The sequence below is a fragment of the Novosphingobium sp. HR1a genome (assembly GCF_015594425.1).
Classification (GTDB): Bacteria; Pseudomonadota; Alphaproteobacteria; order Sphingomonadales; family Sphingomonadaceae; genus Novosphingobium; species Novosphingobium resinovorum_A.
Map to the genome: position 1 here is coordinate 16798 of NZ_JABXWS010000062.1, position 24873 is coordinate 41670.

17 protein-coding genes are annotated in these 24873 nt (G+C 67.4%); 2 read left to right on the forward strand and 15 right to left on the reverse strand.

Annotated features, from left to right (window positions below):
- Positions 1-4 precede the first annotated feature (4 nt).
- A complete protein-coding gene (locus HWN72_RS17270) occupies positions 5-2185 on the forward strand; it encodes a hypothetical protein (RefSeq protein WP_211150828.1) in 2181 nt (726 codons plus the stop codon).
- Between the two features lie 19 nt (positions 2186-2204).
- Positions 2205-5684, forward strand: coding sequence for a DUF6519 domain-containing protein (locus tag HWN72_RS17275; protein WP_211150829.1), 3480 nt, complete (start codon positions 2205-2207; stop codon positions 5682-5684).
- A 41-nt stretch (positions 5685-5725) separates the two neighbouring features.
- Here HWN72_RS17275 and HWN72_RS17280 read toward each other — a convergent pair whose 3' ends face one another.
- The 15 genes from HWN72_RS17280 to HWN72_RS17350 form a co-directional block, all read right to left on the reverse strand.
- The gene (locus tag HWN72_RS17280; protein ID WP_008831705.1) at positions 5726-6130 is read right to left on the reverse strand and encodes a RidA family protein; all 405 of its coding nucleotides are present in this window, start codon (positions 6128-6130) and stop codon (positions 5726-5728) included.
- A gap of 22 nt (positions 6131-6152) precedes the next feature.
- Complete coding sequence (locus HWN72_RS17285) at positions 6153-6644, reverse strand: VOC family protein (protein ID WP_211150830.1); 492 nt, start codon at positions 6642-6644, stop codon at positions 6153-6155.
- A gap of 223 nt (positions 6645-6867) precedes the next feature.
- A complete protein-coding gene (locus tag HWN72_RS17290; RefSeq protein WP_211150831.1) occupies positions 6868-8268 on the reverse strand; it encodes an NAD(P)/FAD-dependent oxidoreductase in 1401 nt (466 codons plus the stop codon).
- Positions 8265-8558 carry a (2Fe-2S)-binding protein gene (locus HWN72_RS17295; RefSeq protein WP_211150832.1) on the reverse strand — a complete coding sequence of 98 codons (294 nt, stop codon included), beginning with the start codon at positions 8556-8558 and terminating at the stop codon, positions 8265-8267. Before HWN72_RS17295 ends, HWN72_RS17290 begins: the two co-directional genes overlap by 4 nt.
- Positions 8555-9769 (reverse strand): FAD-binding oxidoreductase, encoded by a 1215-nt coding sequence (locus HWN72_RS17300; RefSeq protein ID WP_248006082.1) that lies wholly within the window; start codon positions 9767-9769, stop codon positions 8555-8557. Before HWN72_RS17300 ends, HWN72_RS17295 begins: the two co-directional genes overlap by 4 nt.
- 2 nt (positions 9770-9771) lie before the next feature.
- Complete coding sequence (locus HWN72_RS17305; protein ID WP_248006083.1) at positions 9772-10698, reverse strand: dihydrodipicolinate synthase family protein; 927 nt, start codon at positions 10696-10698, stop codon at positions 9772-9774.
- Between the two features lie 222 nt (positions 10699-10920).
- The gene (locus HWN72_RS17310) at positions 10921-12375 is read right to left on the reverse strand and encodes a sodium:solute symporter (protein WP_211150834.1); all 1455 of its coding nucleotides are present in this window, start codon (positions 12373-12375) and stop codon (positions 10921-10923) included.
- Positions 12372-12605 (reverse strand): DUF3311 domain-containing protein, encoded by a 234-nt coding sequence (locus HWN72_RS17315; RefSeq protein ID WP_211150835.1) that lies wholly within the window; start codon positions 12603-12605, stop codon positions 12372-12374. Before HWN72_RS17315 ends, HWN72_RS17310 begins: the two co-directional genes overlap by 4 nt.
- A gap of 220 nt (positions 12606-12825) precedes the next feature.
- A complete protein-coding gene (locus HWN72_RS17320) occupies positions 12826-13743 on the reverse strand; it encodes a LysR family transcriptional regulator (RefSeq protein ID WP_248006084.1) in 918 nt (305 codons plus the stop codon).
- Between the two features lie 133 nt (positions 13744-13876).
- Positions 13877-16405 (reverse strand): glycoside hydrolase family 3 protein, encoded by a 2529-nt coding sequence (locus tag HWN72_RS17325; protein ID WP_211150836.1) that lies wholly within the window; start codon positions 16403-16405, stop codon positions 13877-13879.
- A 92-nt stretch (positions 16406-16497) separates the two neighbouring features.
- Positions 16498-18726 (reverse strand): TonB-dependent receptor, encoded by a 2229-nt coding sequence (locus tag HWN72_RS17330; RefSeq protein ID WP_211150837.1) that lies wholly within the window; start codon positions 18724-18726, stop codon positions 16498-16500.
- 291 nt (positions 18727-19017) lie between these two features.
- Complete coding sequence (locus HWN72_RS17335) at positions 19018-19350, reverse strand: DUF2322 family protein (RefSeq protein WP_008831716.1); 333 nt, start codon at positions 19348-19350, stop codon at positions 19018-19020.
- A 175-nt stretch (positions 19351-19525) separates the two neighbouring features.
- Positions 19526-22030, reverse strand: coding sequence for a TonB-dependent receptor (locus tag HWN72_RS17340; RefSeq protein WP_211150838.1), 2505 nt, complete (start codon positions 22028-22030; stop codon positions 19526-19528).
- Positions 22031-22125: 95 nt separating this feature from the next.
- Positions 22126-23715, reverse strand: coding sequence for a carboxylesterase/lipase family protein (locus HWN72_RS17345; protein ID WP_211150839.1), 1590 nt, complete (start codon positions 23713-23715; stop codon positions 22126-22128).
- 370 nt (positions 23716-24085) lie between these two features.
- A complete protein-coding gene (locus HWN72_RS17350; RefSeq protein WP_051587124.1) occupies positions 24086-24745 on the reverse strand; it encodes a TetR/AcrR family transcriptional regulator in 660 nt (219 codons plus the stop codon).
- Positions 24746-24873: the final 128 nt, after the last annotated feature.

Below are 24873 nucleotides of genomic sequence, written 5' to 3' on the forward strand. Positions count from 1 at the left end.
GCGCATGGATGCAGATCGCCTATACGCCGCCTTGCCCGCCTATCTGCGCGAGGCCGACCTCAATGCCGGGGGAGCAGTCACCGCGCTGTTCGACATCATGGGCGGGGAGGCCGACCGCGTCGCCCGCGCCATCGAGGAACTGAGCGAGAGCTGGTTCATCGAGACCTGCCCCGAATGGGCGGTGCCCTACATCGCCGACCTCCTCGCCGTGCGGGCGCTGACCCCGACCGAGAACTTCTCCGAGCGTGCATGGGTGGCGCAGACCGTCGGCCTGCGGCGGCGCAAGGGCACGCTGGGGATCATCGGCACCCTGACCCGCGCGACGACGGGCTGGCCCGCCGTGCCGGCCGAGATGTTCCGCCGCCTCGCCACCACGCAGGCGCTGCGCCACTTGCGCCTCGACGCGCCCGCTACCGCCGCAGTGCGCGAAGCGGAGCGGATGCGCCGCCACGACACCGCCTTCGACGCGCTGCCGCACACGCTCGACATCCGCCCCATCGCGCGCGGGCGGGGCCGCTACAACGTGCCGAACATCGGCATCTTCGCGTGGCGCCAGCAGGTCTACCCGCTTGCCGCCGTGGAAGCCGCGCCTGCCGGACCGGGGCGCTTCCTTTGCGATCCTGCGGGGCGGGAACTGCCCTTGTGGAACCCGCCAAGCCCGCTTGCTGCCGACGTTCCGGCGGGCGAGGCCGACCTGCCCACTCTACTCGACCGGCGCAGGCTGTATCTCGAACTGGAAGCCATGCGCGCCGACATGGCGGCTGGACGCACGCCCACGCCGCTGTGGTTCGACGATCGCCCACCGGTCCAACTCTGGGTGCAAGCCAGCATGGGCGATGCCTTCGTCGCGGTGCCCTCCGCCGAACTGGCCAGCGCGGACCTGCATGACGTGGCCGACGCGCGCGGATGGCGACGACCTCCTGCGACGCTCGACTACCTTGATGCCACGGGAAGCACCGTGACCCGGGCCATCACTGCCGCCTTCGACCCGGTGCGCGGCCGCATCGCCTTTCCCGAGGGCGTGGAGCCTGCGGGCGTCCACGTCAGCCACGCCCTCGCGGCGCCGGGCGACCTCGGCGGCGGCCCCTACGATCGCAGCACCGCAATCGCCACGCTGCTCGGCGGGCGCGAGATCACCTGGCAGGTCGGCGTCAGCCGTCGCCGCGCTCCGCTTCCGGGAATCATGCTCGCCAGCGTGGCCGAGGCCGTGGCCTTGTGGAACGCCCAGCCTGCCGGGACAGTGGGCGCCATCGTCCTGCTCGACAACGACCGCTTCGACGAGGACCTGACCGGCCCCCGCACGATCGCCCTGCCCCGCGGCAGCCTGCTGCTCCTCGCTAGCGCCGACTGGCCGGAAACCCCGCGCGAGGGCGGCGGCAGCGACCTTCGCCCCGGCTCCCTCACCGCCCGCGACCGGCGCGCCTGCGTGACCGGCGACATTGCCGTCACCGGGACCGCTCCGGCCGATGCGCTCGATCCCGGCGCGCTGGTGATCGACGGCCTGCTGGTCGGCGGCGCGCTCAGGGTGGCGGCGGACGGGTCCGCGAACCTCGGCGAACTGGTCGTGTCCAACAGCACCGTGCTCGGCGCGGACGGCCTCACCATCGCCGGGGACCATGACCGGTTGAACGTGACCCTGCGCCGCAGCGTCCTGCCCGCTCTTTCCGCGCCCGCGACGGTGCCGGGGCTGGACGTGACGGAAAGCGTGGTGCTCGGCGCTCTAACGATGCCCGGAGCGCGCGCGGCACTCGCAGGAGCGACCGTTCTCGGCCAGACACAGGTGCGTTCGATCACCGCCAGCGACTGCATCTTCGCCCGCACGCTCGCGGCGACGCGGCGGCAGGTGGGATGCCTGCGCTACTCGCTGGTGCCTCCCGGCTCCACTGGCCCGCGCCAGTTCCGCTGCCAGCCCGACCTCGCCATTCGCGAAGCCGGCGCGGCCGCAGATCAGGCCGCCATCGCCGCGCGTCTGGGCCTCGCCTTCGAGACGCTGGAGCCGGGCGCTGCAGGTTTCGCGCGCCTCTCGTGGGGCAGCGATCCCGCGCTGACGCAAGGCGCGGCGAACGGCGGTCCGATGGGCGTCTGGCGCTTCCTCGAGGAGCCGCAGCGCCGCGCCAACCTTGCCATCGCGCTCGACGAATACCTGGGCCTCGGCCTCGAAGCCGGACTGCTGCCGGCCAGCTGATCATGCAGGAGAAGGACGAATGAAAGGCGATTTTTCCCGGCTGCGGTTCGATCCCGCCCGCCAGTACGAGGCCGTCCTGCTGCAACAGGGCCGCGTCGCGCTCGACGTCGACAGTAACGAGGCCAGCGCGATCCAGCTCCACCGCGACAGGCGCACCGCCGCAGACCTGATCGGCCCATCCGGCGCGCCGCAGGGCGATGCCGGGTTCGCGATCACCGTCGAGGCGGCAGGCAAGCTGGGGGTCGGCGCGGGCACGCTCTACGTCGATGGCGTGCGCTGCGTGAACCCCGGCAAGTTCCTTCACGACGCGCAGCCCTTCCTGCCTGCAGGAGCCCCGGTCTTCATCGCGGCCGATGGCAGCCGCTCGGCCAGCCCGGCGGACGGGCGCTACATCGCCTTCGTCGACGTCTGGCACCGCCACGTCACCGCGATCGAGGACGATGAACTCGTCGAGGAAGCGCTGGGCGTGGATACCACGACGCGGCTGCAGGTGGTCGAGCAGGTCGGTTTCCTTCGAGCAGGCGATGCGGGCGACGGCGCGGTGACCTGCGACGCGGCAGTGCCGGGGTGGACCTCCTTCATCCAGCGCCCGAACGGCACGATCGCCGCGCGCGGCAAGCCCGCCGACGCCGAGACCAACCCTTGCGCCTTTCCCGAGACCGCAGGCTATCAGCGGCTCGAAAACCACCTCTACCGCGTCGAGATCCACAAGCCCGGCACGGCAGGCGGAGGGGCGACCTTCAAGTGGTCGCGCGACAATGCTGCCTTCGCCACGCGCTGGCTGGAAAGCAATGGCGATACCCTGACCCTCGCCGAGACCGGCCGCGACGCGGTAAGCGGCCTGAGCCCCGGCCAGTGGATCGAACTGATCGACGACGACGCCGAACTTGCCGGCCGCCCCGGAACGCTGGTGCGCATCGTCAGCCTGACCGGCAACCGCGTCCGGCTCGACGCGCCGACTGCCGACGGGCCGATCGCGATCAACTCCTTCGGTCGCAATCCCAAGGTCCGCGCGTGGGATTCGCCCGGTGCCGTTGCCATCACCGTGCCCGGCACCAACGACGGTTTCCTGCCGCTGGAAAGCGGGCTGGAGGTCGCCTTCCTCGCCGGGGGCGCCTATCGCTCGGGCGACTGGTGGGTGATCCCTGCCCGCAGCGGCAGCGGGATTGACTGGCCCGAGAGCGGCGGTGCCCCCGCACAGCAGTCACCGCAAGGCATCGAACATGCCTATGCCCGCCTCGCCGTGCTCGACTGCACCGGCGGCGCGTGGACTATCGTGGGCGACTGCCGCCCTCTGTTCCCGCCGCTCACCCGGATGCGCCAGTTGGCGCTACTCGGCGGCGACGGGCAAGAGGCGCTGCCCGATCCGACCCAGCCGACGCGCCTGTGTCCCCTCGCCGACCTGCTGCGTGTCGGCGTGTTTCGCGGGACCATGCCGGTCCAGAATGCCCGCGTGCGCTTCACGGTGCTGTCGGGCAGCGGGGGGCTCAACGTCATCCCGCCCGCGAGCGGCTTCTCCAGCGTCATCGCCCTCACCGACGACAAGGGCGAGGCGACCGTCGCCTGGGCACTCGACGCCGCTACCGCGACCCAGCAGGTCCGCGCCGAACTCATCGATTCCACCGATGCGCGGGTGGGCCTTGCCGTCACCTTCGGGGCCAGCCTCTCCACCGCCGCGCGCGTGTCCTACGACCCGGCGGCCACGCCCAGCCTCGCCGGGATCGTCACCGTCCAGCGCGCAATCGAGGAACTGGCCAATCGGGTCGGCGGCGGCTGCGTGGAAGTCACGCTCTCGCCCGGCACCGACTGGGTGAAGACCCTGAGCGAACTGCCCAAGGGCGAGGACGTCACCATCTGCTTCCGGCAGGGCCGGTTCGAGACCAGGGAGCCGGTGATCCTGACCGGCCTCGGCCACGTCGTCATCCACGGCGGCGGAGCGGCCAGCCAGGTGCTGTGCAGCGAGGGGGAGAGCGCACTGGAGTTCATCGACTGCGCCAGCCTCTCGATGCGCGAGCTGACCATCGCCGCGATCGCCGATCTCCTCGACCACAAGCCCCGCCGCCGGGGCGCGATCACCGCCATCGGGGTCGATACCGTGACGCTCGAGGACCTGACCGTCACGTGCGGCACCGCGCGCGGAAACGAGCGGACCTGCGTGACCGTGTCCGGCACGCAGCGCGACGGCAAGCCCGTTCCGGTCAGCTTCGTGCGGATCGTGGATTGCGCCTTCACCTGCGGCTTCGGGCAGGACGGCGTGCTGGTCACCGACGCCATCGACTCCGTTATCGAGGGCAACCGCCTGCGCGTCTCTCCCTTGCCCGAGCGGTTCACGCTGGAGGAACTCGCCGCCGATCCGCGTCGCCACGGGATGCTGGCAAGGCACCTTGCCCGCGACTTCGCCCCGGCCGAGACGCGCACGCCGGTGCCGGGCAATGCAGTCCTCGTCGGACCATACGCGGTGAGCATGGCCTCGATGGTCGAGGCGCCCGAATGGCGCAAGCTGGTCGCCGCCGAACCGCCCGCCGTCGCCGACACCGCCAGCACCGACGCGGTGCAGGCCTATATGCGCCGCCTGACCGACAAGGCTCTGGCGGACACGTCCGCCACGTCCGCCTTCCGCGCGCCTGCCGACCGGGTGCGCAAGGTCATGGGGCGACAGACCGGCATCCAGCTATCGCCCGAACTGCTCGGCGACCTCATCCGCGGCGGCGAGATGACCGTGGCCGAGGCCCCGAAACCCGCTGCCACGGATGGCAAGGGCCTGATCACCATTCCTGCCGGGCAATGGCGCGTCGCCTTCGAATCCGAGATCGATCAGGAAACCTGGATCCGCATCGCCCGCGAATTCGCGCAGGAGATCACGGCCGAAACCGAGGAGCGCACCTGGGACGCTATCGCTGACCTGACCCGCCGCTTCGTCGCCGATCCCGACCTGCGCGCCAAGTTCCCCGCCGTCGCGGCGTGGTTCGAGCGACTGCGCAAAGGTCTCGGCGTGGTCGGCGGACAGGCGATCGTCGTCGCCGGTGGTCAAGGCCGGACAACCCGCATCGCCCGCAACGACATCGCCGCCTTCCTCGAAGGCGTCCACGTCGCGCTGGCCCGCGAGGGCGACGGCCCCGGGGACCACCGGGACTTCGCCAGCGTCGCCGTCATCGCCAATCGCATGGCGCTGCGCCTGCCGGTCGAGTACTTGTGGGGCGGTCACGGCATCTACGTGGGCAATGCCGCGCAGGTGCGGGTGAACGAGAACGAACTGGACTTCGCCCCCGGCAACGACCGCCGCTTCCACGAAGGCATCCGTATCTGGGGCTGGCTCGGGCGGTTCCTGCACGCCAATGCCAACGCCATCACGCTGGCGCGCATCGGCATCCGCGTGGTCTCCGAAGGCAAGCCTCAGGACGAGACAGTGCAGTGGCTCGCGGCGGACAACCTCGCCGTCGGCGCGGGGGTCTGTGTCGAGGCGCCGGGCTGGATGCGGCTGCGGGACAACGTGCCGTGATGATCGTCGTCCCGGACTTGCTCCGGGACGACGAGTGCGGCTTACTTCACCGTAGCGATGGCCTCTATCTCGATCAGGAACTCGGGCATCGCCAGCGCCGAGACACCGACCACGGTGTTCGAGGCGGGCACTACATCACCGTAGAACGCACCCAATTCCGGCCCGATCGCGGCCAGCATCGAGACGTCGTAGTTCACGATAAAGGTACGCAGGCGCAGCACCGCTTCAGGGCCGACGCCCTGCGAAGCCAGCACGTCCTTGATGTTCGCCAGCGCCTGACGCGCCTGAAGGCCCACGTCCGATCCGCCAACCACGTTGTAGTCCTTGTCCCAGGCCACCTGGCCCGAGAGGTGCAGGGTGCCGGTCGCCTCGTCGAGCGTGGCGTGCGAGAAACCGTACTGGACGCTGGGATAGAGCGTCTCGGGATTGATGCGGGTGCTGGTCATGGCAGGCTCCTGTCAGGAAAGGTCAGTCGACGATCTCGAGCTGGTGGCCCCAGGGGTCGAGGATATAGAGGTTCTTCTTGCCCGCCAGCGGCCCCTCGGTGATGTCGATGGTTTCCATCGGCGTGCAGCCGTGGGCGGCGAGGTAAGCCTTGGCCTTCTCCACATCGTCCACCTTGATGCCGAGGTGGTGGCCGCCCGCATCGCAATTGCGCGGCAGGGTCGCGGAGCGATCGGCGGGCTTGTCGTACTGGACGAGCTGGAAGTTGAGGTTCGCCGTCAGCTTGAGCATGATGAGCGTCAGGCAGGCGCCCGGCACATTGACGTGGCTTTCCATCCAGTCGCGGCCGTCCTCGCCGACCGGGATATCGGCGGCGTCGAGCGGGCCCATGCGGAACAGTTCGGTGGCGCCGAAGACATCCTTGTACCACTGCGCGACGGCGTCGGCATCGGCCACGGTCCAGGATACGTGGTCGGCCTCGATGAAGATGGGGCGGTCGGACGCGGCGTCGGTCATGGGAATCTCCGGCTGGGAAGCGGCCAGCCTACGCCGCATGGGTGTTCCGGCAATGGCGTGGACTGAGCGAAGATGTTGCGATGGACGCAACGTAAGCGAATCAGATCCTACGCATCCCCAAACGTCGTCATTGCGAGCGCAGCGAAGCAATCCAGGGCGGCCTCATACTGCCCTGGATTGCTTCGCTGCGCTCGCAATGACGGCGTGTGGACCGCGAGGTGCTCTATGTCGCGCCTTCCAGCAAGTCCGCCACCGACACCGCACGCGCGGGGAAGCGCGGACGGAAGCCAGTGACCTCGGCTTCCGCGCAGCCCCGCGCCGAGGCGATGCGGCGCACGAGCGCGTGCTCGCAGGTCCGGCCCTGACACAGCCCCATGCCCGCCCGGCAGCGCAGCTTGATCGCGCTTGCCCCGAACGAGGGACCGACTTCCAAGGCATCGGCAATCGCTCGATCGACAGTCCCGGCGGAGATGTCCTCGCACCGGCAGAGCAGGGTTTCCGGCTCCGGCTCCGGCAGCCATGGGCGGGGATCGGCGACACTCCGCAGAAGATCGATGAAGCCCTGCATCGCCTGCCGTTCGGCCCGAGGCTTGCGTATAGCCGCAGCCGCTTCCCCGTCCGACAGCGCGCCCGCGTCCTGCGCGATGGCCAGCCCCGCCAACGCGCCCTCGGCCATCGCCGCATCGCTGCCCGCGACACCGGTGGTCTCGCCCGCGACGTAGAGGCCCGGCACGGTCGCGCGCATGGATGCGTCGTGGATGGCTTCCCAGCCTCCGGCGGGGTCGGACGAGCGTACCTCGGCGCCGATCTGGCGGATCAGGTCGGCTTGCGGCAGGAAGCCGTAGCACATCGCGGCGACGTCGCAGGCGATGCTTTCGCCGTTGCTGAAGACGACGCGCTCCACCGCGTCGGTGCCTTCGCAGCGCAACGCCTGCGCACCGTAGCGAACAGGCACCCCGGCCCGGCGCACCGCCATGATCCCGGCTGCAGCGGCAAGCAGCGGCCCCGGCGTGCGCAGGGCGCGCGGCAGATGCGCCAGCGCCGTGCGCGCCATCGCCGCGAAGGGCTGCGCGAAGCAGACGGCCGCGACGTCTCCGCCGGCCTCGACGATCTGCTGCGCGAGGACGATCATCAGAGGATGAGTGCCGAACAGGACCACGCGCTGGCCGGGCAGCACCTGCTGCGCCTTGATGAGCGTCTGCACCGCGCCCGCGCTCATGACGCCGGGCAGTGTCCAGCCCGGCAGCGCCACCGGCATGTCGTAGCAGCCCCCGGCCACCAGCACCCGCCGCGCCTGCACCTGTTCGATACCGCCCGCCGTGCCCGAGAGGGTCAGCGCGAAACCTTCGCCGTCAGGCATGACGCCCAGCACCGAGCGGCCACCCAGCCATTGCAGCCGCGCGTCGCCGCTCACCCGGTCCAGCAGCGCGCGGCTCTTGCGATAAGGCGCGCCGCCGAGCCATCCGGGGACGGAGAACGTCGCGGGAGGCTGGCGCAGGATCTGGCCGCCGGGGCGCTGCTGCTCGTCGATCACGCATGTCGAGAGGCCCGCCGCCAGCGTCCGCTCCGCAGCGGCGAGGCCTGCCGGACCACCGCCAACGATGGCGACGTCGTAAGTGCTCATGCTTCCGGCCTTTCGGTGCGGATGCGCAGGCCCGGCTCTACGGGCACGAGGCAGCCGCGCAGGCGCCGCCATGGCGCATCCCCGCGCGCGACCCAGACGGTGCATTCGCTGCAGGTGCCCATGTTGCAGAACATTCCCCGCGCGCGACCAGAGCGGTCGTCGCGAAAGCGCGGCGTGGCGGATAGCACGGCAACCGCCACCGTCTCGCCGGGGTGCGCCATGACTTGCGCACCGTCGAGTTCCACCGCGATCGGCGCGGGCCGGGTGACGCCCTGTTCGACGCGCTTCACGGCAACACCGCGAAGGCATCGAGGTGCGCGAAGCGGCGCGGCGTGAACATCGTCAGTTCCTCCGGCGCGGCGCCTTCCGCGATGGTACGCGCAAGCAGCCGCGCCAGCACCGGGCCGAGCGTGAACAGCGATCCGCCCGCCGCGACGAACAGCCCCGGCGCGGCGGCGACCTCACCGACGATCGGAAGCTGATCGGCGGAAATGCAGGTGGTGCCGGTCCATGTCCGCAGCAGCGAGCGCTCGGCCAGCCCCGGCATGACCCGCGCGGCGACTTCCAGATTGGCGCGCAAGTTGGCAGGCTCGACAATCGCGGGGCGGTCGAGATCGGGGGTGCCGTCGGCGCGCTTCGCAAGGCGCGAGGGCCAGCCGCCGCCGATCAGCAAGTTGCCGTCCTCGGTCTGCTTCATCGATAGCCGCCGCCCGACGTGCTGGATGAGGTAAGGGAGCACCGGCTCGGTCCGATCGGTCACGCTCATCATCAGCGGCGCGGGATAGAGCGGCACGTTGAGCCCGAGCAGCCCGGCAAGGCGCGGCACCCAATGCCCCGCCGCCAACAGCACGCGCGGCGTGTTCACCGTGATCTCGCCGTCGGGTCCGTGCAGCGTGGCACGGTAGGTCCGGTCGCGCTGCATCGAGAGTCCGGCAAGCGCGGTGCCGGTCTTCACCAACGCCCCCTGCCCCCGCGCGCCATCGGCGAAGGCATCGACGAGGATGCGCGGGTTGGCATGGCCTTCGTCCTTCAGCCAAGCGGCTCCGGCAAGGTTGGGGGACAGTGCGGAGGCCTTATGGTGCAGTTGGGTGCTGTTGAGTACCCTTGTGGGCAAGCCAAGTTCGTTCTCGCGGGCCACTTTGAAGGCAAGGAGGTCCATCTCCGCCTCGGTCTCGGCCACCATCAGTCCGCCGTGCATGGCGACGTCGAGGGGGCGGCCGAGCATCTCCTCGATGCCCTTCCACTCCTCGATCGCGAGGCGGTTGAGCGAGACGATGCGCGCCCCGTCGGCGGCGGCCTTCTCGCCCTGTTCGAGGAAGCGCCGCTCGATCTGGAAGTGCAGCGAGCCCGCGTTCTGCCCGGAGGCACCCGCGTTGAGGTGCCCCCGCTCAGCCAGCAAGGCCTTGAATCTCAAGCGGGAAAGGTGCCAGGCCGTAGCGCAGCCGACGAGTCCGCCGCCGACGATCAGGATATCGCAGTGGGTCGTCGTCGGCATGCTCATGGTCAGAGCATATCGAGCTTTCGCAGCGTCTCGGCAATGCTTTCGCGGTCCTTGCCGGTGACGTCGATCAGCGGCTTGCGCACCGGGCCACCGGGCAGACCCATCGCATCGAGCGCGGCCTTGAGGATCGCCGGGCCGGAACCGAAGCGGCCGACGAGGTCCGGCGTATACCATTCCTCCATCAGCACCCGGTCCTTGCGCCCGCATTCGCGGGCACCTTCGATATCACCGGCCCACAGCTTGTCGTAGAAGCCGGTCTGGTTGCGGCCGAGCACGCCGCCCGCGCCCATCGTGCCGTCGCCGCCGTGGACACGCAGCATCGTCAGGCCCAGTTCGTCCATCGGATAGCCGAACACGCGGACCTGCTCGCCCAGCGCGAAAACGGTCTCGGCGAAGTGCGTGAAACGCGGGGTGGACTGCTTGATGGCGACGATCGCGTCGATGTCGGCAAGGCGGCGCAGCGTCTCCAGCGGCATGTCGATGCCGGTGCCCGGAGGCCAGTTGTAGACGCAGATCGGCAGGTCGATGGCGGCGCCGACTTCCTCGTAGAACGCCACGATCTCGTTCGGCAGCGGACGCACGTAAGGCGGCGGGGTGATGAGCACGCCCTCGAAACCGGCCTCGGCGGCGGCCTGCGCATAAGCGATCGTCTCGCGCGCGGTGAAGCTGGAGCAGCCCGCGATGAGCGGCACCTTCTTCGCCATCTGGGCACCCGCCAGCGCGAACAGGCGCTTGCGCTCGTCGGGGCGCATGCTGGTCCATTCGCCGGTGGTACCGGCCAGCACAAGGCCGTGCATGCCCTGATCGACGAGCCATTCCAGCAGCAGGCCGAGGCCCTTTTCGTCGAGGGTGTCCTCGTCGATGAAGGGGGTCGTGATCGCGGGGATATAGCCCTGCCAGTTCACCCGTGACCGCTTGCTGACCGTCATTGCTTCGTCCTTGTTCCTGACCTGCGGAAATTCCTGCTGCAGCGGCGCGATCTTTGTCCCGCTCTCTGCCTTCAGACGATCGATGCCAGCGGGGTTGTTTTCCAACAATGGCGCGCATCGGGCGAAAACGTTGCGCTGGCCGCAACGTCGGACATGGCCCGGACACGAAGACGCCGCGCCCGGTCGGGACCGGACGCGGCGTTGTCTTGCGCCTCAGTGTCGTCAGGCGGGTTGGGCGACGAGCACCTTGCGCGGGCTTGCCAGAGACAGGCCCACGGTGACCGCGGCATTGGCGACCAGCGCGACGAGGCCGATCTCCCAGTGCGGGAACCACCCGGCAGCGAGGCTCGACAGTGCGGGCACCCAGAGCACGGCATAGCCCGTCAGCAATCCACACAATACGGCGGCGGCGCTGGTGCGGCGCAGCAGGAAGGCGCAGTAGACGCCCGGCGCCAGCATACCGATCGCTGCATAGGCGGACAGCCCGATCTCGACCAGCGAGCCGCTCGCACCCAAAGTCAGGTAAAGCGCGATCGCGGCGAACACGACCATCGCGAGGCGCGAGACGAGCAGTTCGGTGCGGTCGTCTATGGTCGGAACCAGCGGGCGCACGATGTTGCGGCCGAAGATCGAGCCGCAGGTCAGCAGCAGCACCGAGCCGGGCACGAGCGCCAGCAGCGAGGCCGTCCCCGCCAGCACGCCGAGCATCCAGGCCGGATAGCGCTGCTCCACGAAGGCCAGCAGCAGCGAATTGGGGTCGCCGCCGGGCGCCTTGGTCCCGGCCAGCAGCGCCGCGAAGCCGAGCAGGATGATGAAGAAATACGAGAGCGAGTAGATCGGCTGGAACACCGCATTGCGCCGGATCGTCGTGCCGCTGTCGGCCGAGTAGCACAGCTGGAACATGTGCGGGAAGATGTACGTCCCCAGCGCCACGTTGATTGCCGAGGTCACCAGCCAGGTCACGTCGAGGCCGAGTTCGGGCTTGAGGCCGGGGAAGCGGGTGGCCTCGGGGAAGCGCTCGCCAACGGTGCGGAAGACGTCGAGCACCGAGGCCTCGCCCACCACGCTCGCGACGGTCCAGGCCAGCACGATCACCACGATCAGCATCAGCACGTCCTTTACGCCCGCAGCGAAGGCGGCGGAGCGCAGGCCCGCGAGGAACACGAAGAGCAGCATCAGCACGACCGAGAAGCCCGCCGCCGCGCCCTGGCTCACCCAAGGCCCTGCAGCAAGGCGCACCACCAGGGTCAGCGCGGTGACCTGGATCTGGACGTAGACCACCAGCGCGATCAGCCCCGCCGCTGCGACGCAAATGCCCAGCCAGCGCGCCTGATAGCGGTGCGCGAAGAAGTCCGCCTGCGTCACGAGGCCATGGCGCCGCCCGTAGGCATGGATCATCGGCGTCAGCCAGTACCCCAGCGCCGCCGACAGCGAGACCGAACAGAACGCCAGATAGGCAGGCGCGCCGTAAGCCCAGGCAAAGCCCGAGATGCCGAGCACGGCGAACGTCGTGTATATCTCACCGGCGTTGAGGAACCAGAACACCAGCGTGCCCAGCTTGCGGCCGCCGAGAGCCCACTCCTCCATGGTCTGCGCGCGCTTCTGCTTGCGGCGACCGTAGAGCATCGATCCGGCGACAGTGCCGCACACGATCAGCAGGATGAGCGAGAGGATCATGCTCCGCCCTCCTTATTGCGCGCGTCCAGCATGAAGCGGAGGCCCATAACGGCGGTAGCGAAGAGGATGCCCGCCATCTGCCAGACCATCCCGAACGGCAGGCCCAGCGGCGCCCACTCGACGCCGTTGGCCCACGGTGCGAAGCCCAGTTGCCACACGAACGGCAGCAACAGCAGCAGGTCGGCGCGCGACAGGCCGGTGTCTTCGGGGTTGTCGGTCGGGTCAGTCATCAGTGCTCTCGGATGTTGCAATGAGCAGCGTGGACGCCGTCAACGTTGCATTCAATGACGAATCAATGCTCGAAACGTTGCGAAAAACGAAACGCCGACCCGTATGATTACCTTCCACCCATCTCGTCATTGCGAGCGTAGCGAAGCAATCCAGGGCGACCTCATACTGCCCTGGATTGCTTCGCTGCGCTCGCAATGACGATCCGAAGGTAACCTGACATCACCGTTCCCGCCCCACCGGCCGGTTCCACTGCCGCAGCTGCGCCTCGATACGCTTGAGCAGACGCAGCGGGGCGCCTTCCAGCTGGCGGCCGGAGCGCAGGACGAGGCTGGTGGTGGTTTCCTCGATGCTGTCGTCGGCAATCGGCACGCTGACCATCGCGCCCTCGGTAAGTTCGGACCATACGGAAATCTGCGGCAGGATGGCAACGGCGATCCCGGCGCGCACCATGTCCTGCATGACGTGGATCGAGTTGGAGGTGATCGCGGGCTGGAAATAGGTCTTCGAATTGGCCTCCGCCGCGCTCAGGATCTGGCGGATGCGGAAGTGGGCGGGCGGCAGCACCAGCGGCACCCCCGCCAGCTCTGCAATAGTGACGCTGGGCTGTGCGGCCAGTGGGTTGTCGGGCAACATGATCGCCATCAGCGGCTGCGCGATCACCGAGCGGACGTGGATCTTCATGTCGTTCGGGGTCGAGAAGACGAGCCCGAAATGGGCCTCGTCATCCGCGATCATGCGCAGGATCTCGGTGGTGGAGCCGGTGAGGATCTCCAGCCGGATCAGCGGGTTCGCCTGCGAGAACTGGCTGACGATCGAGGTGAAGCTCTGGCCCGCGAAACCGTCGCCGATCGCTGCCGTCACTTGGCCCGTGCGGACGGAGCGCAGTTCCTCCAGCTTGGCGCGCAGCGCCTCGCGGTCGGCCAGCTGGTTGCGGTAGTGGGCGATGACGATCTCGCCCGCATGGGTCAGCCGCACGCCGCGCCGGCCCTTCTCGATCAGGGCGAGGCCGTACTGGCTCTCCAACTGCGCGATCTGGCGGCTGATCGAGGACGGCGCGACGTTGAGCCGATCCCCCGCCGCGCGCATCGATCCGGCGCTGAGCGCTTCCAGCAGGTATCGCATTCCGGCTTCGGACAAATCGAACTCCTTTGGGACTCGCACACCGCTCGTCATTGCGAGCCCAGAAGGGGCGCGGCAATCCGGGGGCAGCGCCGGGCCGCTTCTGGATTGCTTCGCTTCGCTCGCAATGACGAAGCCAGTCCCTAGCAGGTCAGCGCGCCGGATCGAAGTCCTTGCCCAGCGGCAGGTCGCGCGAACTGGAGCCGATCTGGACGCGGTAGCCGCCCTTGGCCAGTTGCCAGTCGTGCGTGGTCTCGTCCCAGTAGGACAAGGCGCGGCGGTCCAGCGGGAATGCGACCGTGGCCGACTTGCCCGGCTGCAGCGAGACGCGCGCGAAGCCCTTGAGCTGGCGCGGCGGTTCGTTGGCGGCGGCGGGCATCGAGACGTAAAGCTGCGCCACTTCGTCGCCCGCGACCTTGCCGGTGTTGCGCACGGTGGCACGCACCGACCAACCATCGCCCGATTTCGTCAGCTTCAGGCCACTGTAGGCGAAGCTCGTGTAGGACAGGCCGTGGCCGAACGGATAGAGCGGCGCGATGCCCTTGGCGTCGTACCAGCGGTAGCCGACAAGGATGCCCTCATCATAGCGCGCGGTGGTGCCGATGCTGGGGTAGCGGGCGGGCTGGTCGGCGGGGCCGTTCACTTCGTCCGCCGGGAACGTCACCGGCAGCTTGCCCGAGGGATTGGCCTTGCCGGTCAGCAGCGCGGCGATCGAATCGGCTGCCTGCTCGCCCGGATACCAGGCAGCGAGAATGCCCGCGACCTTGTCCCGCCACGGCATCAGCACCGGCCCGACGGTGTGGAGCACGACGACGGTGTTGGGGTTGGCAGCCGCGACCGCCTCGACCAGCGCGTCCTGATCGCCGGGGAGCTTGAGGTCGGTGCGATCCGCGCCTTCGGAAACGTGATCGGCGACGAAGACCACCGCCACTTCCGCCTTCTTCGCGGCGGCGACGGCCTCGTCGATCAGCGCCCGATCCGGAGCCTGCCAGCCGAGGCGCAGTTCGTTGGCCGAGAGCGTCGGCGCGTTGGAATAATCAAGCTGCAACGCCACGCGCTTGCCCGCTTCCAGCCAGACGGTGCCGTGCGTGGCGAGGCGGAAGCTCTGCTTGGGCACGTAGGCCACGCGCTTGCCGTCGATCAACAGCGCGATCTCGCCGCCGCCGTTGAGCGAGAAGCGGTAGGTGCCGGTCTTCGGCGGCACGAAGCCCGCCGTCCAGCGCGCCGACCACAGCGAGGGCAAGCCCTGCACGCCCGCCTTGGGACCAGCCTCGGCGTAGTCGATCGACGCTTCCTTGCGGGTAACGAGCGGCTCGCCCTTCCAGTCGGGCGAGGCGTAATAGCGCGCCGTCAGATCCTCGAAGGCCGAGGAGGGCATGGCGGGCAGCGGCGCGATGCCGAGAGTCCCGCGTGCGTAAGTCACGCTTGCCTTGTCGCCCAGTACGGCCTTGATCGCATCGACCGGGGCCTTGAGCGTGCCGACGTCCTCGGTCTTCACGAAGCCGCCGTAGCGTTCGGACGTCTGGACGTTCGCGCCCGCATCGTCGCCGATCACGGCGATCGTCTTGGCCTTCAGGGGCAGAACGCCGCGCTCGTTGCGCAGGAGGACGGTGCCTTCCTCGGCGATCTTTTCCGACAGGACGAGGTGCGCCGGATCGCGCACGTTGGCATTGGCGTCGGCCGCCGCGATGGGATGATCGACGAGCCCGAGGCGGAACATCGGGGTGACGATGCGCTTCACCATGCCGTCGATGTCAGCTTGTGTGATGGCGCCTCTCGCGCGGGCGGCTTTCAGTTCCTTGACGCCGTAGAACTCGGCGAACCCGAAGGGGCTGACGCCGCCGGGCATGGAAATGTCCAGCCCCGCCTTCACCGAGGGCGCGGTGGAGCGGTGGGCGAAGTACCAGTCGGCAACGACGAACCCGTCGAAGCCCCAGCGCTTGAGATTGCCCAGCGTGCCGGGGTTCTCGCAGGCGTAGTGCCCGTTGACGCGGTTGTACGCGCACATGATCGAGCCGGCCTTGCCCTGCTTCACCACCGCCTCGAAGCCGGGGTAGTAGATCTCGCGCAGCGCGCGTTCGGGCACGATCGCGTCCACCGCCTCGTAGGCGGGACCGTCGCCCAGACGCAGCCATTCCTGATTGTTCGCCGCGAAGTGCTTGGGGGTGGCGATGAGGCCGAGCGACTGGATGCCGCCGGTGATCGCGGTGCCCAGCTGCGCGGTCAGGTAGGGGTCTTCGCTCAGCGTCTCAGCGAGGCGGCCCCACTTGGGGGTGCGGATGATGTTGATGGTGGGGGCGAGCACCACGTTGCGCCCCTTGCCCGCGTGCTCCGCGCCCAGCGCCTTGCCGTAGGCGGTCATCAGATCGCGGTCGAAGGTCGCCGCGCCCATGACGGGTGCGGGGAACTGCGTCACGCCCTTCATGCCGTTGCCGACGCCCGCCGGGCCGTCGCCCATGCACAGGCGCGGCAGGCCGAGGCGGGCGATGCCGCTGATGTGGCCGACGCAGGCGTTGACGCCGGTGCCGTTGGCATCAAGCTCGGTATCGCCCTGAAGGAGCTTCAGCTTCTCGTCGTCCGTCATCGCCGCGACCACCAGCTCGGCGCGCTGTTCGGGCGTGCGGGCGGCGTCCAGCCACGGCTTGTCAGCCGGGGCCGCGAAAGCGGGACCGGTCGCCACGGCGCAAAACGCGATCCCGGAGAGCAAGGCTCTCCGGGATGCGTTTGCCACCTGGTGCGACCCGAGGACGAACTTGGAAGCAGCAGTCATGATCAGAACTTCACCATTCCCGACAGGCTGACCGTACGCGGACGGTTCATGTAGTAGCCCAGCGGGTACACGCCCGGAACGATCTCGTTGTAGTTGATCGTCGTCTGGTCGTTGAACAGGTTGGTGACGTTAAGGTTCACCTGCCACGGACCCTTGCTGATGCCGGCGTGCATGCCGACGAGCCAGTAGGAGTCGAGCGGCTGGTAGTTGTCGATGGCCGGGTTGAACTTGGTGGCCATCGAACCCTGATAGCTCACGTCCGCGCCGAAGGAAGCGTCGACGCCCAGTGCGTCCACGAACGTCGTGTAGTTGACGCTGCCCGCGCCGGTGAATTCCGGCACGTAGGGGATGCGGTCGCCCTTGTTGCCAGTGCCCGCGACGGGGTTGTCCTGCGCCAGCTTGGCGGTGTTGTAGTTGCCCGACAGGTTGATCTGCAGGCCCGGGACCGGACGCGCATCGAGCGTCATTTCGATGCCCTTGACCTCGGCCTTGCCGCCATTGCCGGTGTAGCCGAACGACACGGTGCCGTCGGTCGCCTGCTGCGAGACCTGGATATCCGACCAGTCGATGTAATAGACTGCGCCGTTCAGGAACAGTTTGCGATCAAGCAGCGTGGTCTTCACGCCCCACTCGTAGGACCACAGCGAGTCCGAGCCGTAGCCGTCGGGGATGACGACATTGGCGATGGCGGCGGCGGTCTGGTCGTTGGTGCCGCCCGAGCGGTAGCCCTGCGCGACTTGCACGTACGTGTTGACCTGATCGCTCAGCTTGTACGCCAGGTTGAAGCGGCCGATCAGGCCGTTGTCCTTGGTGTGCAGCTTGGGACCCGCGCCCGCGCCGGTGCCGCCGCCGAAGGCAACGTTGGCGACCGACTGCTGCTCAAGCTTGAAGTCGAACAGGCGGCCGCCTGCGGTGAAGGTCAGGTCCGGCACGATCTCGTAGCTGAGTTCGCCGAACAGCGCGCGTTCCTTGATGCGGGTGTCGACGGTGCGGTCGAGCAGCATGTCGGCATCGGCAGGCAGGTTGCCGTTCACATCGGCCTTGGGCCACGAACTGTTGAAGAAGCGGTTCTCGTTCTGGAAGAAGCCGCCGACGAGGATCTGGAACGGGCCGTCGAAGTCCGAGGCGAAGCGCAGTTCGCCGCTGTCCACCCGGCGGTGCTTGTCCTGCTTCAGAGCGCTGCGGCCGGTGGTGTCGTGCGGCAGGCCAAGGAACGCCTGCGCCGCCAGCGAGGCGTCGCGCACGAAGCTGGTGTCACGCACGAAGCGCGAGACGGTGCCGGTAAACGTACCGAAGGGCTGCTTGTAGTTGACGGTCGCGTTGTAGATTTCGCTCTTGTCGCTGTAGGGCGCGCGCACTTCGTCGGCCTGATAGTTCGAGGGCAGCGCGTTGCCGTCGTAATCCAGCTTGTTGTAGAAGTTCTTCGCGTCCTGATGGACGTCCTGGTACATCGCGGTGAGGTCTACGGTCAGGTCGGGCGTTGCCTGCAGGCGGGCGGTCAGGCGGCCGGCCTTGCTCTTTTCGGCGTTGGCGCCCTTCTGGAAGCGGTTGTCGATCCAGCCCGGCAGGTCGGCATAGAAGCCCGACGCGCGCACGGCGAGGACGCCGGGGATGACCGGCAGGTTGACGGCGCCGTCGGTCTGCATGCCCAGCGATGCGCCCTTGGTGGCGCGCAGGGCCGACTGGACGTAGCCGTTCACGCCGCCGTCGGGATCGGCCTTCTTCGTGATGTAGCGGATCGTGCCCGCCATCGAGCTGGCGCCGAAGGTGGTGCCCTGCGGGCCCTTGAGCACTTCGACGCGGTCGATGTCGAACAGCTTGATGTCGGGGGCCTGGCCGCCGCCGTCCTGCGCGTTCTCACCGGTGATGACGGTCTCGTCGAGGTACATGCCCACGGTGCTGGCACCGGCCGAGTTGACGCCGCGAATGACGTAGCGCTTGTCGCCCGGACCTTCATCCTGAACCGAGAGCGCCGGGATCGCGTGGTAGAAGTCGGCGAAATCGACCGCGCCCTTGTCCTTCAGCGCGTCGCCGCCCAGTGCCTGCACGGCGATCGGGGTGTCCTGAACGGTCGAGGACGTACGCTTCGACGCAGTGACGACGATGTCGCCGCCGGAGCTGTCAGCGGCCGTCGCGGTATCCTGCGCGAACGCGGGCACGGCGCACAGCGCGGTGCCGGCCATCATGCCGGTTACGAAAAGCCTCAGCGCTGCGTTCGTCTCGATCTTCATGGAACCCCTTTCAACCCGATTGTGCTTTAACCGGCGCGACAGCAAGTGTCCCCGCATCGCCGGATGACAGAAACGTCACACGAGCGCGGTTGCCCTTCAATGCAGCCAATCCGTGAGGTTCGTTGCGATGAGCGCAACGCTATTCCAGGCAGATCTCCCGAATTCGGGTGGTTTCACATGATATTACGCGAACATGGGGCAGCAGCTCCTCCGAGCTGCCACCCCATGTTCACAGCCGTATTTCAGGCATTTCGGCGGTCACCATGGCCGTTCGTCCAAGCGCCCTCAGCCTTACGACTGAGGAATGATCTCGATGGAGAGCGGGCTGCCACCGGCGGCAATGTCCAGCAGGCGGTCGATATTGGGATGGGCGCCGGGACGGTTGCGGGCATCGGCCGTGTGCTCGGCAAACACGCCCAGGCCATGCTCGGCCGCTGCGGCGTCAAGGGCGGGGAAGCACTGCTTCAGGTGCTGATACACGGCGAGCGACCCCTGCTTGCCGGGCTGGTTTTCGATGCTGGCGACCACCGTTCCATCGACCGCGACAAGGTCGATGCGCTCCAGCCCATCGATCGGCGGGAGCTTCTGCAGATTGTCCTTGAACGTCGCGCCGGGCTGAATCATCGAATTGAATTCCTGCTTTGATGGGGCGGCGGCCTCTAACACCATCCTTCCACACCCGCCATCGATGATGCCCCGACAACAAAGGCCGGCGACAAAAGGTGGTGGAGGCCGCACCGGCAACGGCAGCCTCCACCATGGCGCCGACGTCAGGGAGGGCCTGACGCCGACGTCATTTTCAGTAGCTGTAGCGGATACGCAGGCCAGCCGTGCGCAGGTCCGGCAGGCCGACGATCGCGGCCGTGTTGGTGCCGGTATAGCGGAAGTCGTTGGTGAACAGAGTGCCCAACGCAACGCTGGTATAGGCGTGCGTATTGAACACGTTGTTCACGAAGACCTCGACGTTGACCTTGCCGGTCTCGATGCCCGTGCGCATGTTCACCAGGGTCAGGTCGGGCGACTTGAGCACGTTCGACGCATCCGAGTAAACGCCCGACTTGTAGCTGAGGTCACCGCGAATAAACGCCTTGGCACCGTCCGCCACGGGGATCGGATGGCTGTAGCTGACGCTGACCGCCGCCGAATACTTCGAGGTCAGCGGGTTCTCGTTGCCCCGGAAGTCGGTAATGCCGGTCAGCGCAGTCGAAGACGGCGCGGTCAGGCTGCGGATCGAACTGGCGTTGATCGCGCCGCTGGCGGTGATGGACAGGTTGTCGGTCACGTCGGCGAAGACTTCAGCCTCGAACCCGGTCATGATGACCTTGCCCGCGTTACGCAATGCGGTGATCACCTGCGGCGTGTTGGTCTGCGCATCGAAGAACACCACGTCCGCCGAGTTGATCTGGTTCTTCCAGATCGCCCTGTAGGCCGCCAGCGTGTAGCGCACGCTCTTCCCCAGCAGGCGCCCCTTCAGCCCGATCTCGTAGTTGTCCAGCTTCTCCGGATCGACTTCGATGGCAAGGCCCGATGCCGCCGCCGTCTGCTGGACCGACGGCATGCCGGTCAGGAACTGGGTGTTGAAGCCCGCCGGATTGATGCCCTTGGCGTAGGAGGCGTAGAACATCGTGTCGGGATCGAACTGATACTGGACGATGCCGCGCGGGATGAAATTGCGGTAGTTCTTATGGGCCAGAGTCTGGCCCTCGGCATAGAAGCCGGCGGGGGCGAAAGCGTCGGTCGTGACGGTCAGGCCGCCCGGCGGAGCATAGGCATAGAGCTTGTCGATCTGGTAGCGCCCGTCGACGCTGATGGTCAGCTTGTTGGTCAGGTCGTAGCTGAGGCCGAAGAATGCGCCCAGGGTCTGGTTGCGCGACTGTCCGAAGACGGCCGAGAAGGTGGAGATGCCCAGCGCGTTGTTGCCGCCGCCATTGGCGTTCTGGTAGCGCGCGTCGAGGTAGCTGACGCCGACGGTGCCCTTGAAGCGGTCGGTGTCGTAGCGCGCCCGGAATTCCTGCGACCAGTCGCTCTGCCTGCGCTCCACCAGGAACGGGAAATCGAAGTAGCTGCGCGATCCGGCCGAGCCGAAGATGTTGGCCTGTCCGACGCTGTAGTAGTTGTCCAGGTCGGCCAGTTCGCTGTTGCGCTCCTTGTTCATGCCGGTCAGCGAGCTGAGCGTCACACCGTCGGCCACTTCCCAGTCCACCGAGGCATGCAGGTGGTAGAAGCGGCTGCGCAGACCATAGCCCTGCACGCCGTCTTCCGGCGAGATCAGACGGCCTTTCGGATTGGCGAGAAAATTCTTGATGAAGGCGTCGTTGGTGGTGTTCGCCGAGGGCGAGTTCACCAGCTTGGGCGCCGTGCCGCAGATATAGCGGTTGGTGCGGGTGACCCCGCTGGAATTGGTGACGTTGAAGCTGCAGTTCGACTGGTCCTGCACGATCACCCGGCCATTGTCGTCGGTCGCCTGGTATGCGCCGATCAGACCCTGCGCGCTGGGGCCGTCGTCGTTGTAGGTGATCATGCCGAAGCCCTTGACCGTCAGGTTCGAGGCGGGCGTGAAAGTGAGGGCCAGGGTGCCGGTGCGGGTCTTCTGGTCGCCCAGCGTCTGTCCCGGGACCCCGGCGTTCTCGTAGGAACCGTCCTTGGCGTACTTGCGCACGGTGGCGCGGATGCCGAGCAGGTCATCGACCAGTGGGCCGCTCACTTCGCCCATGACGTCGTAGCTGTTGCGCGTGCCGATCATCGCATCGACGGTGCCGGTCCAGTGGTCGCTGGGTGCCTTGCTCACGACGTTGACCGCGCCGGCGAACGTCTGGCGACCGAAGTAGGCGGCCTGCGGTCCCTTGAGCACTTCGACGCGCTCGGGATTGGTGATGTTGTTGATCGCCGTGGCCGAACTGACCGGCACGCCGTCGATGAACACCGAGGCGGTCTGGGCGACGGCATTGGGCGGGGTGAAGCCGCGGATGATGATCTGCTGGAACGAACGGTCGTTGCGGCCCGCGCCGTTGTTCACGACCTTCATGCCCGGTGTATAGGCGGCGATGTCCTGCACCGAGACGATGCCGCGTGCGCGGATGTCCTCGCCGGTCAACGCGGAGACCGCGATCGGCGTCTCGAGAATGCTCTCGGCGCTCTTGCGCGCGGTGACGAAGATCTCGCCGCTCGCGGGTTCCTGCTGCGCGGGCGGACTCGCTGCTTCCTGCGCGAACGCGGGCGCCGACCCCGCGATGGCCCCCGAAACCGTCAATGCGACGATCGATACCCGCGCAGCGTCGTGCTTGATGAAATCCCTCAACTTCATGGTCGTTGTCCTCACTCTGGATTTGTCATGGACGAGCGCCACCCTCCCCCGAAGAGGTGCTCGCAACGTTGGTTTCTGCTTGTGTTATTCAGTAATCAGCGGCGCGGCGCGGGCGGCCCCGGCAGCGGCGGATCGATCGCCGCGTGAACCTTCATCAGCCCGTCGAACCGCGTCCGGTCCGGGTCTGGCACAGCCAATGGATGCTCGGTAACCTGCATGCGCCTCGCCGCCTCCCCGGGGACATAGCGCGGCCAGTGTGCCGCCCCTTCGCCGCCCGGAGCGCCCGTGCTTATGAACGCCGCCCACCAGGCATTCATCTGCCGCGCGACGGCGCGATCGGCCTCGGCGATGCGCCAACCCTGCTGCGCCTCGAGCGTATCGAACACATAGGGTATCTCGGCACCGTGGTATGCTCCGGCAAGGCGCACGTCAAAACCGGTGCCGAAGGTTCCCTCCGGCACGGGCGGTGCGTGGTCGAACTCGTAAAGGTAGACCGGGCTGCGACCGAAACGCGCCGCGGCATAAGCCCAGAGCCAGGTTGGGTAGGCGATGTTGTGATGCCCTGCTGCCGCGACCAGAGCTGCCTGGTCGTCGCCGGGTGCATGCGGATAGAGGCGTGCGACTGCGCCCGCCCCGGCGCCGTAGGTCGCCTGCAGCATCTGCGCGAAGCTGCGCTTCGGACCAAGCAGCGTCAGCGAACCTTCGTCCGCGTTCCAGCCCGCCAGCAGCGGCACGTCGTTGAATTTTCCCGAGGCGAAGATGCGCCAGGGGGCATCGGGCAGCAGGTGCCCGTCGACCACCGGCAGATTGTAGAACTGGCCGTTGGCGAGCCTTGCGGCGCTGGCAAGGACGCGCTCGGCAGGTACCCGGCGCAGCGCGGCGAGATCGCTCGCCCCCAAGTCCTGCATCAGCGCGGTGCCGCGCTTTTCCTCGAACGCCAGGGTCGTGGCGCCCATGCTGGCGGGCTCCGCGCGGCGCAGCGATGAGCCGCTTTCGCCGATTGCCTGCACGAACAGCCCCTTCGCAAGCGGCGAAGCCATCATGACGCTGGTGGCCACCGAACCCGAGGACTCCCCGCCGATGGTGACCCGGCCCGGCTCGCCGCCGAAGCGGCCGATGTTGCGCCGGACCCACCCGAGCGCAGCGATCACGTCCATGAAGCCGTAGTTGCCCGAGGCATCGTAGCCACTCCGCGCGCTCAGTTCCGGAGTGGACAGGAAGCCCAGCGGCCCGAGGCGGTAGTTGATCGTCACCACGACGATCCCCTTGCGCGCGAAGGCGGAGCCATCGAACGTCGGTTGTGCCCCGGACCCGACCCGCGATCCGCCACCATGGATCCACACGAATACCGGGTGGCGCCCCGATTTGGCCGGCGCCCAGACATTGAGGAAAAGACAGTCTTCGGAGCGCGGCCGCTCGGCCGGGCTGTTCTCGTTCACCGCCTGCATGCAGTCGGCGCCGAACGTATCGGTGCTGCGCACGCCCTGCCATGGGACAACCGCAGCGGGAGGCTCCCATCGCCGTTCGCCGATGGGCGCGGCGGCATAAGGGATGCCCTTGTAGACCCGGACACCATCGGCACGGGCCGGTGCCTGGGCGATGGCGCCGCCATCCACGCGGAGGCTGGCGGGCACAGTAGCGGCTTCCGGCGAAGGCACCGAAATGCCCACCAGTATGGGCACCATACAAAACGATAATATGCTTCGCCGCGACATGACGCACCCGTCCGATTCCGTGATGGAAATAAACTGCGTCAGTGATAAATAAATTAGCAGTCCCTTGAGGCGCGTATTCGTCTGGCGGATATATTTCGGAACGATTTTTACAAAATCATACTTTTGTAAAAATCCCAAAGATATTATCGATTATCGCAAAAAACTAAGAAGAATTTTTCAACAAACTGGAATTTACGGAATACTATAAATAGACCTAAAGACGGGTGCACCCTAGTGAAACAAGCCCATCGGTCGCCCTGTCATTAATTTTATGCAGTGTTAAAAATTTAAAACCTCGGCACAATTTTGTCATCGCGGCGACAGCCGGTCACAGTTTCGTTCAATGAATTTCGGCCGCAGCCGACTGATCGTGGCCGGGTCGCACGAGAAGTTGCCTCACGGCCCGATCAAGGTGCTCTGCGGCATCCACAGCTCCGCCGAGCAGCGCCTGAAACTGCAATCCGTCCGACAGGGCGATCAGCGACTGCGCAGCATAGTCGGCATCGACGTGCGGCGCGATGACACCTGCCTGCTGCCCTCGCTTGAGCGCATCGCACAGTTCGCGCCGGATGCCCTCGAACCGCGCCGTGAAGTAGGCATGGGCCGGGTGCCCCGGCTCCAGAGCGTCGGAAGCGAACTGGAAATAAAGGCGTACGACCCCTGGCGCGGTCAGGTTGCGGCGGACCGAGGCGACATAGCGGCTCAGAACCGCCAGCGCGCCATCGCCGGGTACAGCGATGCCGGCCGCCTCCTCGTCCCACCGGTTGAGCACGCATTCGAGCAGGTGCTCGAACGTTCCGAAGTAATAGAGGACATGCGCCGCTTCGATGCCAAGCTCGCGGCTCAAGGCGCGAAGGCTGACCGGCGCCGCGGCATCCGAGCAGTAGCGCCGCACGGTATCCGCGAGAATCTTCTCCCGCATCGCCGAACCCTTGCCGTAGCGCCTGGCGGCAGTGTCCGCTCCGGGCTGGGCCGGATCGCCCGCTTTCGCATGTTTCATTCCGCTCTCTTTTTCAACGAGCAATGATGCTGGTCGCCGGGCGGAAGGCTTGCCTGCAAGCCCGCGAGAAATCCAGATGGATCACGGCGAAAGGCATGCGATTTGTCGGACCTGCCGGGCGTGCCTGA

Bases quoted from the DNA above. Each gene is read 5' to 3' on its own strand.
- HWN72_RS17270 (WP_211150828.1), top strand. From the start codon at position 5: ATGGATGCAGATCGCCTATACGCCGCCTTGCCCGCCTATCTGCGCGAG.
- HWN72_RS17275 (WP_211150829.1), top strand. From the start codon at position 2,205: ATGAAAGGCGATTTTTCCCGGCTGCGGTTCGATCCCGCCCGCCAGTAC.
- HWN72_RS17280 (WP_008831705.1), bottom strand. From the start codon at position 6,130: ATGACCAGCACCCGCATCAATCCCGAGACGCTCTATCCCAGCGTCCAG.
- HWN72_RS17285 (WP_211150830.1), bottom strand. From the start codon at position 6,644: ATGACCGACGCCGCGTCCGACCGCCCCATCTTCATCGAGGCCGACCAC.
- HWN72_RS17290 (WP_211150831.1), bottom strand. From the start codon at position 8,268: ATGAGCACTTACGACGTCGCCATCGTTGGCGGTGGTCCGGCAGGCCTC.
- HWN72_RS17300 (WP_248006082.1), bottom strand. From the start codon at position 9,769: ATGAGCATGCCGACGACGACCCACTGCGATATCCTGATCGTCGGCGGC.
- HWN72_RS17305 (WP_248006083.1), bottom strand. From the start codon at position 10,698: ATGACGGTCAGCAAGCGGTCACGGGTGAACTGGCAGGGCTATATCCCC.
- HWN72_RS17310 (WP_211150834.1), bottom strand. From the start codon at position 12,375: ATGATCCTCTCGCTCATCCTGCTGATCGTGTGCGGCACTGTCGCCGGA.
- HWN72_RS17315 (WP_211150835.1), bottom strand. From the start codon at position 12,605: ATGACTGACCCGACCGACAACCCCGAAGACACCGGCCTGTCGCGCGCC.
- HWN72_RS17330 (WP_211150837.1), bottom strand. From the start codon at position 18,726: ATGAAGATCGAGACGAACGCAGCGCTGAGGCTTTTCGTAACCGGCATG.
- HWN72_RS17335 (WP_008831716.1), bottom strand. From the start codon at position 19,350: ATGATTCAGCCCGGCGCGACGTTCAAGGACAATCTGCAGAAGCTCCCG.
- HWN72_RS17340 (WP_211150838.1), bottom strand. From the start codon at position 22,030: ATGAAGTTGAGGGATTTCATCAAGCACGACGCTGCGCGGGTATCGATC.
- HWN72_RS17345 (WP_211150839.1), bottom strand. From the start codon at position 23,715: ATGGTGCCCATACTGGTGGGCATTTCGGTGCCTTCGCCGGAAGCCGCT.
- HWN72_RS17350 (WP_051587124.1), bottom strand. From the start codon at position 24,745: ATGAAACATGCGAAAGCGGGCGATCCGGCCCAGCCCGGAGCGGACACT.